A 12927-nucleotide genomic window follows, 5' to 3' on the forward strand; every position below is an offset into this window, starting at 1 on the left:
CAAGCATGTGATTTCTTTGCCGGCTGTCGATCCAGACAGCGTTCTGCACAGCGGAGTGAGGGGAAAAATGGTTGCGTACCATATGGTTATATTAATTGTGACAGTTTCATGAAAACCGTCTTGACATATTTACTTACGTAATGAAAATTAAAAATAGGCGCCGACATGTGATCGATAGAACCGGAAAACCGGGCACAACATGGGTGAGACGCTCCCGGGAACCAAATATAAAAGTGGAGGCCATTTTGGGCTATTTTCGTAATGTTCTGACTGCTCTTGCGGCTGGTGCCGCCATGTTCGCATCCGTATCTGTCGCCCATGCCGATGGCACTGTCGTCGTTTATTCCGCAGCGCCGCAGCAGATGATGGATGAGTTGCTGCCGGCCTTCGAAAGGAAGACGGGCACCAAGGTCGAGCTGGTCAAGGCGGGTTCGGGCGAGCTGATGAACCGTATCAAGGCGGAAAGCGGCAAGCCTGCAGCGGACGTCATCTGGAGTGTCGATGGCACCGTCATCGATTTTTCTGCCGATCTTTTCCAGCCCTATGAGCCGAAGGAAGCATCGGCGATCACGCCGTCACTTTCGCCGAGCAAGAACTGGATCCCTTTCACGGCAGTCGTCACCGCGTTTATCGTCAACCGTGACGCGTTGAAGGGGGCGCCTGCTCCGACATCGTGGGAAGATCTTGCCAAGCCGGAATACAAGGGCCTGATCTCCTCGGCCCGCGCCGACCAGTCCGGTTCGGCCTATATCCAGCTGTCCACCGTGCTGCAGCTGTTCAAGCCTGAAGATAAGGCCTGGGACATCTACAAGGGCATTCTCGCCAACACCGTTTTCTCGACCTCGTCGGGCGCCGTGCCGCGTTTCGTCAATGACGGCGAACAGGCGATCGGCATCACCCTCGAAGACGCAGCGCTGCGCTACAAGCTCGGCAAGGCGCCGGTCGATATCGTCTATCCGAAGGAAGGCACTGCGATCGCGCCGGACGGCATGGCCGTCGTTAAGGGCGCCCCGAATGCTGAAAACGGCAAGGCATTCATCGATTTCATCGTGTCCAAGGAAGGCCAGGAAGTCGTCGCCAAGCACGGTCGCCGGCCGATCCGTGGTGACGTTCCTGCCAACGCTGCGCTCGTGCCGCTGACGGACGTTCCGGATGCGAAGTATGACTTCAAATGGGCTGCCGACAACCGCGATCGCGTCATGAAGGCCTGGAACGACGTCATGTTGGATATCCAGTAACAGAACCCGCGGCCATGACCCGTGAGATCATGGCCGCATCCTTTCGCAAATTCCTGTTCGTTTGACCGCAGGCGCCAATGTCCTGACGGTCCACGGAGATGCTTTATGTCCGCTGTCGAGATTTCCAGCATCCGCAAGAGTTACGGCGCGACGGTCGCTCTGTCGGATATCAATATTTCCATCCCTTCCGGCTCGTTTTTTACCCTGCTCGGTCCAAGCGGCTGCGGCAAGACCACGCTTTTGCGCACGATTGCCGGTTTTCATCAGCAGGACAGCGGCAGTATCGCGATTGCCGGCCACAAGATCGAAAACGTTCCCGCTCACAAGCGCGATGTCGGCATGGTGTTTCAGGATTATGCGGTTTTCCCGCATATCAGCGTTGCCGACAACATCGCCTTCGGCCTGAAGCAGCGCAAGGTTTCCCGGTCGGAGATCCAGAAGCGGGTTGCCGATATCCTCGATATCGTCCAGCTAAAACCCTACGCGCAGCGCATGCCGCACGAACTCTCCGGCGGTCAGCAGCAGCGCGTTGGCCTTGCCCGCGCGCTTGTCATCAATCCGCAGGTTCTGCTGATGGATGAACCGCTCTCCAACCTGGATGCTAAGCTGCGCGTCGATCTGCGCCGCGAGCTGCGTGCCATCCAGCAGTCGATGAACATCACCACCGTTTATGTCACGCACGATCAGGAAGAGGCGCTCGCCATGTCCGACTTCGTCTGTGTCATGTATGGCGGCGTCATCCAGCAGGCGGCGGCACCGTGGGAGGTCTATAACAGCCCGGCCAACCGTTTTGTCGCTTCCTTCGTCGGTGCCAACAATTTCATGGCGCTGTCCGTCGAAGGTGCACAGCCGGCAATTGCGGGCACATCCGTCGCGTTGCCGCAGCTGGCCGGCCTGCCGACAGGCCAGCCGATCGTTGCCGCAGTTCGCCCGGAATTCATCTCTGTCAACGCGGCCGTAGGCAGTGATGACCTCATTCGCCTTCCGGTGAAAATCCGTCAGGTCAGCTTTACCGGTCGCGAAATGGCGGTTGCTGCGGTGCTGGCATCCGGCGAGGAGATCGAGGCGATCACCAAGCCGACGCCGGATATCATCGCGCTTCACCCCAATGACGACGCCACCTTCGCCTTTGCCGCCGGTAGCGTCCAGTTGTTCGAGGACGGTGTCACCGGAGCGAGGTTGTTCTGATGAGTGTCGCCGCAACATCTGCCTTTTCAGGCCGCTTGAGAATGCCCGGTTTCTGGACGGTCATCACCATCCTCGCGGTTCTCCTGCTCGCCGTTTTCCTGCTTTTGCCGATCGTGAACGTGCTTGCGATCAGCTTTTTCGATGCCTCGACCGGTGATTTCGGCATTTCCAATTACGTGCAGGTTCTGACGCGCCGTTTTTATACGTTAGCGCTTTGGAATACGATCGTGATCGGCCTTATGGGCATGCTCGGCGCCTGCCTGATCGGCATTCCGCTGGCCTTTTGCACATCGCGTTATCGCATTCGCGGCCGCGCCGTCATCGCCACCTTTGCCGTTCTCGTACTGTGCGCGCCGCCGTTTATCGGAGCCTATGCCTGGATCATGCTGTTCGGCTCCAACGGTGCCGTCACCAATATCCTGTCGGCCATCGGCCTGCCGGCGCCGACGATCTACGGCATTCCCGGCATCGTCATGGTCTTCAGCCTGAAGTTTTTTCCCTACATCTATCTGATGACGGAAAACGCGCTGAACACGATCAACAAGTCCTACGAGGATGCCGCTGAAAATCTCGGCTGCACCGCGTTCCAGCGCTTCTACAAGGTCACGCTGCCACTGATCTTCCCGGCGGTCAGCACGGGCGCCATCATCTGCTTCGTCCTGTCTATCGCCGATTTCGGAACGCCGGCCATTCTCGGCCGCGGGGTTCGCACGCTGGCGACGATCGCCTATGCGCAGTACACGTCCGAAATGGGCGGCACACCGACCATGGCGGTCACCGTTTCGATGCTGATGATCGCCATTTCGATGATCGCGCTCGTGCTGCAGCGGCACATTCTTTCCAAGCGCAGATATGCCAGCGCCTTGACCAACCGGCCCGTCAAGAAGTCGATGTCACCGCTGAAGTCGATTCTGGTGCATGGCTTCTGCTATCTCGTCGTCTTCATCGCCATGCTGCCCGCCTTTACCGTCGTATACACGTCGTTCCTCGAAACCAGCGGCCCTGTCTTCACCGGCAATTTCGGGCTCGGTAGCTATGAGCGCATTCTTCGGGATAGTCCGCAGGCGATCTACAACAGTTTTCTGTTCGCGCTTGCCGCCGTCGCCCTGATCGCGGTGGTCTCCGGCCTGTTGTCGTTCATCGTGGTCAGAAAAAACAATGTCGTTTCCGGTTCGCTCGATCTGGTGCTGATGGTACCCTATCTCATTCCGGGCGTGGTCATGGCGATCGGTTATGTCGCGACCTTCCGTCATCCGCCATTCGATATCACCGGCACGGCGCTGATCATCATCCTGCTCGTCTTCATCCGGCGCCTGCCTTACGGCGTGCGCTCGACCACATCAATCCTGCGGCAGATCAAGCCCTCGATCGAGGAGGCGGCAGTCAATCTCGGCGCATCACCGGCGAAAACCTTCATGTCGATCACCGTGCCGCTGATGATGCCCGGCCTGATCATCGGTTCGCTGATGAGCTTCATCACCGCCATCAACGAACTGTCCTCGACGCTCATCCTCTACACGTCGCGGACCATTACCATGCCGGTGTTGATCTATGTGCAGGTCATCGACGGTGAGTTCGGCACGGCGGCGGCGCTTTCCACGCTTCTGCTGGCATCGACCGGGCTTTGCGTCTTCATCGTCTTCCGCTTTTCGGATCGCAAGGAAGCTGCCTTCGTCTGAGACTGGCCTTGGCCAATCGACAGTCCCGACCGGCGCCCTCGGGCGCCGGCTGGAGACCTGTCGCCAACAGGAATAGCATTTATGAATATCGAAGCATTTTCGCGCTCCAAATATAAGAACAGCACCAAGCCCGGCGACGACGTCGTTCTCATCGAACCGGACACTCTGCTGGCGGTTTTCGATGGCGCAACCGATCCGACCGGCGCCTTTTATGATGGCGAAAGTTCGGGTCGCATCGCCGCACGCAGTGCAGCCCAGGCGACCGCGAGGCTGGCCGCTTCCGGCAAGCTCATCTCCGCATCGAGCCGAGATATCTTCCAGGTTCTGAGCGACGCTGTCCGCGACGCCGCGATCGAACGTCACATCGCTCATCCGCCATCGACGACGGCTGCCATCGTCGTCAGCACCGGTGATCATTTCCGTCTTCTGGCCCTTGGCGACACCGGCATCCGTATCAATGGCAAGGTCATCTACCAGCACCATAAGCTGATCGACACGGTGAGCACGGCGGCCCGCATTGCCGTTCATGGCATTCTTTCGGGCCGGATGGACAACAGCGACGAAGCCGAGATGGCCACCCGCAAGGTGATTTTCGACGGTCTCGATGCGGCCGTTGAAACCGGTCGTTTGACGGAAGCCGATGCATCGGCTGCCATCGCCGCCGCCGTATCTGCCGCCGCGACATCGCCGAAGATCGCCGCGACCTTCCTGAAGGGCGGCATTCGTACGCAGTTCCATTATGCCAACAGCACGCAATTGCTCGGCTACGCCTCCATCAATGGCAAGGACATCATTGTCGATGGCATAACCGATGTGCTGTTGCCCAAGGCCGAGGTCAAAAGCATCGAGATCTTTTCCGATGGCTATGTCTCGATCCCGACCGATGGAATTCAGGTCGGCGACTGGGAGGCTGAGTTTGAACGGGTCGAGGCAGCCGATTTTCACAAGACGGGCGCTTTTCCGGCCGTGAAGGGTTCGACATCGGCCGAAAGCTGTGACGACAGGACGATCCTGTGCGCCATTCTCCCGCAGGCAACCGGGATATAATCCCGCCCGCATATCCCAATTTCCGCCAGCGTCACGCCGGCACTGAAACGAGCAAGAACAGGAACTGATCATGCGGCCCGAAGACAGCCAGACATGGAACGAGATTTTCGCACAGCCCCGGATCTGGGCCGAATGGGGCCCCATTCTTGCGAACCAGGCGCGAGACATAAGCGACTGGATCCGCGAGAAGCAGATCACGGAAATCATCTTCGCAGGTGCAGGCACCTCGGCCTTTATCGGTGATACGCTGAGCTTTGCGAAGACCTCCGGCCTGCTCATCAAGGCGATCCCGACAACGGACATCGTTGCGTGCCCCTTCGAATGCCTGCGGGATGATCCGCAGCTTCTCGTGGTGCAGTTCGGCCGTTCCGGCGACAGTTCCGAAAGCATCGGCACGCTCGATCTTCTGGATCGGCAGTTTCCGAAAGTGCAGCGGCTGAACATCACCTGCAATCCGACCGGCGCCCTTGCCACGCGACAGCCCGCAGGCGCCGGCGAGCAGAAGGTGATCGCATTGCCCGAAGCCACCCATGACAGCGGCTTTGCAATGACGTCGAGCTTCACGACCATGCTTTTGTCCGCACTGGCCTGCATCGATGAGCAGGCGGATGTGGCGGGAAATCTTGGCACGATCGCGGACAAGGCATCCGTCCTGTTGCCCGCGCTGCAGGCCATGACGCCGGCAAGGCCGGAGCGGGTCGTCTTTCTGGGATCGGGTGCCCTGAAGGGCGTTGCTCGCGAATCTGCCCTGAAGGTTCTGGAACTGACGGCCGGCCGAACCATGACCTCGTGGGACAGCACGCTCGGTTTTCGCCATGGTCCCAAGGCGGTCATCACCGGTCGCGACCTGATCGTGGTGATGATCCATCCCGATGCGCATACGGCGCTTTACGACTGGGATGTGGCCCGCGAAATCAAGGCGCAATATCCGGACGCCACGGTGCTGACGCTCGGCGGCGAAGGCTGTGACGTCGATCTGAGAACGCTCGGCGAGGCGCGCTGGGAGGCACCGCTCTATATTCTTGCCGCTCAGATTTGGGCTGTGGCGTGGTCGGGCGAGCTTGCGCTCAATATCGACAATCCGTTCGCGGGGCAGGGCAATCTTTCGCGCGTCGTATCCGGCGTGACGCTTTATCCGGTGCGGGCATGATCTGCGGCGGCATCGATATCGGCGGCACGAAAATCGAGGCGAGACTGTTTTCCGACGATCTCGCCACCGTCGAGATGCGACGTATCGCGACGCCGAAGGACAGTCTCTCTGACTTCATCGATGCCCTTGCAGAACAGGTGCGGTGGCTCGAGCAGCTTTCCGGCGAAGCGCAATCCTTGCCCATCGGTATGGCTATTCCGGGCCTGATCGATGCTCAAACCGGCCGCGCCTTCACTTCCAACCTGCCGGCCAGCGGCCATGACATCGGCTTGCTGTTGTCGAACGGGATCGCCCGCCGGCTGCCACTGATGAACGATTGCCAGGCCTTTGCACTTTCGGAAGCAAACGGTGGCGCGGGAGAAGGTTGCAGAAGCGTCGTCGGCCTGATCATGGGAACGGGCGTCGGCGCGGGGCTGACGATTGACGGCCGGCTGACGGAACGGTTCAACGGTTCGGCGCTGGAGGTCGGTCATATCGGCATTCCCGCCCATGTGCTGGTGCCGCGCGACCTGCCAATATGGCCCTGCGGCTGCGGCAAACACGGATGTTTCGAGCAGTATGTTTCCGGCAACGGCCTTGCCGCGCTCGGCTCCCATCGCCTTGGCCGCCCCCTGAAAGCAGAGGAAATCGTCGCGTCGGCGATGTCCGGTCAGGCAGACCATATGGCGTTGCTGTCGGAATGGGCTCACATCGCCGCGGAACTACTGCTGATCATCCAGCTTGGCCATGATCCCGATTGCATCGTTCTCGGTGGTGGACTGTCCGGCATCCCGAATGTCGTGCCGATGCTCGAAAAGCCGTTTCAATCGCTGCTGCTCGGAGAAATGCGGATGCCTTTTATCCGCACGGCCATTCATGGCGACAGTTCCGGTGCGCGCGGTGCCGCCATCATGGCGACCCGCCAGCTATCCTGACCCGTTTGGAGACTTTTCCGATGCGACAACTGATTGCCACCGATTACCTCTGGACCGATGGCGCGCTGCAAACTGGACTTGCCGCCGAACTGTCCGGTGGCGAATTGACAAGAATTCGGCCGCTTGAGAGCGGGGAGGTCCCTGACCGCCACGTCCATCTGCTCGGCCCTGCGCTGACCGATCTTCAGGTCAATGGCAGCGGCGGCGTCATGCTCAATTCCGCGCCGACGGCACAGACCATCGCTGATATCGTCAAGACCCAACGATCGCTCGGCACCGGCTGGGTCATGCCGACGCTGATCACCTGCGAGAGCGAGCGCATGCGCAAGACAGCCGCTGCGGCGCGGGACGCCTGGGGGCTGGATGGTTTTCTGGGGCTGCATATCGAAGGCCCGCATCTGAACGTGCTGCGCAAGGGGACGCATAATCCCGCCTTCATCCGCTCGATGGAGAATGCGACGCTAGAAATCCTTCACGACCTGCGCTCAGCCGGCATTCCGGTCATGCTGACGCTTGCGCCCGAGATGGTGGATGCGGAAACGATCCGCCGCATTGCGGATATGGGCGTAATCGTATCGGCGGGGCATACCGCCGCAACCGCACACGAGGCACGGATGGGGTTGGAAGCCGGCGTCAGCTGTTTCACGCATCTTTTCAACGCGATGCCGCCGATGGAATCGCGTGCGCCCGGTATCGTCGGCGTTGCGATCAATTCCGATGCCTATGCCGGCATCATCGTCGATGGTCACCATGTGCACTGGTCAATGGTCGCTCTGGCCTGCCGTGCGCGTCCCGTTGATGGACGTATGTTCATGGTTTCCGATGCGATGGCGACGATCGGGGGGCCCGATCATTTCGAACTCTACGGGGAAACCATCAGCGTACGTGACGGTGCATTGATCAACAGTGCCGGCTCTCTTGCCGGTGCGCATGTGGATCTTGCCACCTGCCTCTCGAACGCTGTCCATCACGTCGGGCTGTCACTGCAGGAAGCGTACAGCATGGCCGCCATGGTCCCTCGGGATGCAATGCGTATCGAGCGTCCGATACTTCGCTCAGGAACACCGGCTCACGAAATCCTCGCACTCGACGGCAATCTTCGTCGCATCTCACTTTGAACAAACACTTCGCCACCGGGCATCACGCTCCGACCTGTCTAAGGCTTGCACAAAATGGCTCTATCCTCGCAGACGACGGCACTGGCTCAGATTCCTCGCGTACATATCTTTCCGACGGCAGGTGAGGCGGCAGACGCGGTCGCGGAACATCTACTTGCAACGGTCAAGCGCAATCCGAAAAGCGTTCTTGGTCTGGCAACTGGCCAGACGCCGAGGCATGTCTATGCGAAGCTGGTCCATGCTTTTCGCGAAGGCAAGATCTCGTTTTGCGATGTCGAGACATTCAATCTCGACGAATATTGTGGCCTGACGGCCTCTCACCCGGATTCCTTTGCCGCGTTCATGCAGCGTGAACTGTTTGGTCTGGCTGATTTCGATCCGCGTAAGACCAACCTCATCAATGGCGATGTACAAGATGTCGTTGCAGAGGCCAGACGGTATGCAACGAGGTTGAAGGAAAGCGGCGCTGTCGATGTTCAATTGCTCGGACTCGGTACGAACGGACATATCGGTTTCAACGAGCCCGGTTCGGCCTCAGATAGCCATGTGAGAGTGGTGGATTTAGCCGATGAAACGCTTTCGGCTAATCAACCAAGCTTGATCGAACTTACGTCGGTGCCGGAGCGGGCGATTACCATCGGTATCGCCGACATTCTGCACGCGCGTGAAATCGTCATGCTGGCGACCGGTTCAGCAAAGGCAGGCGCCGTGCGTCGTAGTTTGCGGGAGGCTCCCTCCACTGATTGCCCGGCAAGTTTTCTCGGTACCCACCATGCAGTCCATTGGTATCTCGACAACGCCGCCGCTGCCGAAATCGGCTGAACACAGCATGTTCAGGTGACAACGAAAGACAATTGCCATGCCTCGTATAAGATTCAGCAGTCGGGAGTTGCGGCTCGCATTCGACGGATCATCAGTCGAATTCCCACCTGCATACAGCACGAAAGTCGAAAAATACTGGGCGAAGATCAATCACGAAGGTCGCTTTTTTAATGGGCCGGTTCTGTCTGCTTCATCCATTCCAAACGAGAACGAAGATTCCGCCGTCCATATGCAACTGACGGATTACGCACACTATCTGTACGCGGCGCAGGACGATGTTAACGAGTTTGATTGTCGCGCCGTTTTTTCAGCGGCGGTTGTCCTTACCTGCGACAACTATATTCTATTAGGACAGATGTCGTCGCACACATCGGCACCTTCGCAGATACAGTGCCCAGGTGGCGGCATCGAACTGGATTCCGATGGACAACTCGATGCTAAGCTCTGCTGCCAGCGTGAGGTCATCGAGGAACTGGGACCGGATTTCGGCGAAAAGCTAGAGCGGTATCGACCGCTTTGCATGAAATCAGGCGGTGACCTTTCCACCGTAGGAATTTTCTATGCACTGCGGCTCGATATGACTGCGGAGCAGGCTCAGTATTCCTTTTCCCATAACCGGGCAGCTCTGTGTGCTGCCGGCGAACGTCCCGAGTTTGATTGTCTGCATGCCGTGAAGTTCGAGCGCCGGGTGGTGGCAGAATTCGTCCAGACGAACCGGGAACAGGTCGTGGACTATCTCGCGCCGATCTTCCTGAGCGGTTGGCCCGATGTTTTCGAAGCCACTGCTTCCCCCTGATGCCACGGAGATTTTGATGACAAGCTCACCTCTTTTATCCTTGCGGCCGCGCCGTGATCGTGGCGAAAAATATGGAATAACATCGGTATGCTCAGCACATCCGGACGTCATTCGATCAGCTCTTCTTCTCGGGCGCAGTCTTGGCCAGCCGGTGCTTATCGAAGCAACCTGTAATCAGGTAAACCAGTATGGCGGCTACACCGGAATGACGCCGGCCGATTTTCGCGGCTTCGTCGAGCAGATAGCTGGAAGTGCCGGCTTCGACGTTGGAAGTCTCATCTTCGGTGGGGATCATCTCGGCCCTAATCCATGGAAACATCTGCCCGCAGTCGATGCAATGGCAAAAGCGCAGGAAATGGTCGCGGCCTATGCCAAGGCAGGATTCTCGAAGCTGCATCTCGATTGTTCAATGGGATGTGCAGGAGAACAAGAAGTTCTTGCCGATGAAGTCGTGGCCGAACGCGCGGCCGCACTAGCAGCGGTCTCTGAGAGCAAGAGCGCCAACCTGCCCGTCTATATTATCGGGACTGAAGTGCCAGTGCCGGGTGGCGCATCGCACGCCGTCGACCATCTGGATGTTACCGATCCGGCCGCGGCGCGCAGGACGTTAGATGTTCACTCGAAGTCTTTCGCAAAGAGGGGGCTCGAAGCCGCCTTTGAACGTGTCATCGGACTGGTCGTTCAGCCAGGTGTAGAGTTCGGCAACGCCAATGTGATTGCTTATGACCAGGATCGGGCAAAATCTCTCTCGCATGCGCTGTCTGACATGCCGAGTATTGTGTTTGAAGCCCATTCTACCGACTACCAAACCAAAGCAGCATTGTCCGCTTTGGTTGATGACGGATTTGCTATCCTGAAGGTCGGTCCGGGCTTGACCTTTGCTTTGCGCGAGGCGCTCTATGGTTTGGATCTCGTCGCTGCTGAACTGGACGGTGGTTCTCCGGGACTCAAGAATAAGTTGGAAGCGATCATGATGACTGATCGGGCGCACTGGGAGAAATACTATCCAGGCAATCTGACGGTGCAGCACGTTCAACGACATTACAGCTATTCGGATCGCATAAGGTATTATTGGAACCAGCCGGCTTCGCGGGCGGCTGTCGAGGGGTTGAAGCAACGATTAAGGAATGTCCGAATTCCGGAAACCTTGGTCAGCCAGTATCTCGCGCCGGCTGCTTCGCATGTAAGGTCCGGCGAAATTGAGCCAGAATTTGAAGCGATAAAGACAGCATATGTTCACGCAATTCTTCGTGATTACGCCAGCGCATGTGGCCATCACTTGAGTTGACTGTGTGATCATCGCGAGTGGATTTGCGCCCATTATCATTTACCCGCTGGTGGTATCGGTACCTCTGCCAGTCGCGCTCTAAACCCTACACGAATGTTTAAGGAGAATAGCGATGAAAGCAGTGAAGTTCGGGCTTGTCAGTATAGTCATCAGCGCATCCGTTTTTGGAATTTCGATGCCGACAGCTGCAGAAACCGGCGCATCCGGGGCCAGCACGGATGAGCTTTCCCATCAATATCCAATTCATTGGGTTGATATCGAAAAAATCGAAAAATCACTTGAGGGGCAACCGCCACTGACGGTCGGCTTTGACGTGGACGATACAGTTCTGTTTTCCAGCCCCTGCTTCTTTTACGGGCAGCAGAAATACTCTCCCGGTAAATTCGACTATTTGAAGAACCAGGAATTCTGGACAGATATTAATGCTAACTGCGATATCAACTATTCGCTTCCAAAAGAGGTTGCGGCCAAATTGATAGCCATGCACACAAAGCGCGGCGACAATATCTTCTTCATCACCGGGCGTACGGGCAGCCCAGGCGAACGGGTGACTGAAACGATCAAGCGGAATTTTCGCATGGCATCGATTAATCCAGTGGTATTCACCGCCGGTGATGCGACCAAGACGACTTTTCTCAAGGAGCACGCTGTAAAGATCTATTACGGTGATGCTGATGGAGACATGCGACAGGCCCTAGAGGTTGGTGCTCGTCCGATAAGAGTTCTGCGTGCCTCAAACACCACCTACAAACCCATGCCAAAGAACGGATCATTTGGGGAAGAGGTGATCGTCAACTCGGACCGTTGAGTGCGAGACAAGGTCGATCTCGTGAAATGATGTTCACCAATGGGCTCGAAACTGATTGGTCGCTTGTTGTATAAATATGAAATGATCGTAATTGATCGGCCCGCCGTCCAGAAATTGCGGGTCGAAGTGTGGGATGAGCAATTGCTCGACTAAGTGCTATCTAGCAAAGCCGGCACGCAAGAGCCGCGAAACGTAAAGCTTGGACGCCTGGTTCAGCGAGCAATTTTGTCTCGCCTCGTCCAAAGCTACGGATGGATCCCGAACAATCAATCGTACAAGAAATGCTTCTGCCACTTCGAGCGAGGCACAATCGGGCCGATTTCATAATTCAGTTTGTGTGCATCAAGATGCCGAAGACCAGTCGTACATGTGTACGACAATCGATACCATTCACCTCGGCTGCGTAGGACAGCGCCGGGGGCCACGAACGAGTTTTCGTCGCTGATCGTGTCGCCGAACGCATACGCGATAACTTTGTCGATGCTAAATTTTCGGCTTTCTCGATTTATCCGAAACATGACTTTGGTGTCGCCGGTTTGTTCAAGCCGAGTTTCAGGATCAAGCTTCATCAACTGTCCGTTCAGTCTCTCAACCTGCAAAGCGTGCGTGACCTCTGTCGAACTGAAAAATGCGATCGCTGCCCATAGAAAGACGAAGAGTTGCAACAGGGCTATTCGAACGGGTGTGTCTGGTTTCGCGCGTTCCATGACCCTGTTTAATGCTGTCGAACCTTACCGGTCAACGAAGTGATGAGAGTGGAACTCGCGCGCTTGTGGATAGGCGCATGCCATTCAAAATGGGGAGGCACAGGGAATATTCTTGTGACGTTGGGCAGAACCTTCTTTCTTGACGAGTGCTCTTTCTGGAGAAGGGCGGTAG

12 protein-coding genes are annotated in these 12927 nt (G+C 57.3%); 11 read left to right on the forward strand and 1 reads right to left on the reverse strand.

The genetic code is table 11. The features are described from left to right. Positions 1-245: 245 nt before the first annotated feature. The 11 genes from AAIH70_RS20680 (at position 246) to aphA (ending at position 12048) form a co-directional block, all read left to right on the forward strand. The gene (locus AAIH70_RS20680) at positions 246-1238 is read left to right on the forward strand and encodes an ABC transporter substrate-binding protein (RefSeq protein WP_245519412.1); all 993 of its coding nucleotides are present in this window, start codon (positions 246-248) and stop codon (positions 1236-1238) included. 105 nt (positions 1239-1343) lie between these two features. Further along, on the forward strand, positions 1344-2426 hold the full coding sequence (locus AAIH70_RS20685; protein WP_430035302.1) for an ABC transporter ATP-binding protein: 1083 nt from the start codon (positions 1344-1346) through the stop codon (positions 2424-2426). Then, entirely contained in the window at positions 2423-4105 is a 1683-nt protein-coding gene (locus tag AAIH70_RS20690) for an ABC transporter permease (protein ID WP_430035685.1), read from the forward strand. Before AAIH70_RS20685 ends, AAIH70_RS20690 begins: the two co-directional genes overlap by 4 nt. An 81-nt stretch (positions 4106-4186) precedes the next feature. Further along, positions 4187-5152: a protein phosphatase 2C domain-containing protein gene (locus AAIH70_RS20695; RefSeq protein WP_132281245.1), complete on the forward strand. Its 966-nt coding sequence runs from the start codon at positions 4187-4189 to the stop codon at positions 5150-5152. Between the two features lie 70 nt (positions 5153-5222). Further along, positions 5223-6302 (forward strand): SIS domain-containing protein, encoded by a 1080-nt coding sequence (locus tag AAIH70_RS20700; protein WP_245519414.1) that lies wholly within the window; start codon positions 5223-5225, stop codon positions 6300-6302. Next, positions 6299-7216 carry an ROK family protein gene (locus tag AAIH70_RS20705; protein WP_430035304.1) on the forward strand — a complete coding sequence of 306 codons (918 nt, stop codon included), beginning with the start codon at positions 6299-6301 and terminating at the stop codon, positions 7214-7216. Before AAIH70_RS20700 ends, AAIH70_RS20705 begins: the two co-directional genes overlap by 4 nt. A 20-nt stretch (positions 7217-7236) precedes the next feature. Continuing rightward, entirely contained in the window at positions 7237-8334 is a 1098-nt protein-coding gene (locus AAIH70_RS20710) for an N-acetylglucosamine-6-phosphate deacetylase (protein ID WP_430035306.1), read from the forward strand. Between the two features lie 54 nt (positions 8335-8388). Then, positions 8389-9156, forward strand: a complete 768-nt coding sequence (locus AAIH70_RS20715; protein WP_430035307.1) for a glucosamine-6-phosphate deaminase — start codon at positions 8389-8391, stop codon at positions 9154-9156. A 67-nt stretch (positions 9157-9223) separates the two neighbouring features. Next, positions 9224-9952, forward strand: a complete 729-nt coding sequence (locus AAIH70_RS20720) for an NUDIX hydrolase (protein WP_430035309.1) — start codon at positions 9224-9226, stop codon at positions 9950-9952. Between the two features lie 16 nt (positions 9953-9968). Beyond that, the gene (locus AAIH70_RS20725) at positions 9969-11240 is read left to right on the forward strand and encodes a D-tagatose-bisphosphate aldolase, class II, non-catalytic subunit (RefSeq protein WP_430035311.1); all 1272 of its coding nucleotides are present in this window, start codon (positions 9969-9971) and stop codon (positions 11238-11240) included. A 112-nt stretch (positions 11241-11352) separates the two neighbouring features. Continuing rightward, complete coding sequence (gene aphA / locus AAIH70_RS20730; protein ID WP_430035314.1) at positions 11353-12048, forward strand: acid phosphatase AphA; 696 nt, start codon at positions 11353-11355, stop codon at positions 12046-12048. 266 nt (positions 12049-12314) lie between these two features. On the opposite strand, the gene AAIH70_RS20735 is transcribed toward aphA, so the two are convergent. After that, complete coding sequence (locus AAIH70_RS20735) at positions 12315-12755, reverse strand: DUF930 domain-containing protein (RefSeq protein WP_430035316.1); 441 nt, start codon at positions 12753-12755, stop codon at positions 12315-12317. Positions 12756-12927: the final 172 nt, after the last annotated feature.

Source organism: Neorhizobium sp. BT27B (genome assembly GCF_050455485.1).
GTDB lineage: Bacteria > Pseudomonadota > Alphaproteobacteria > Rhizobiales > Rhizobiaceae > Neorhizobium.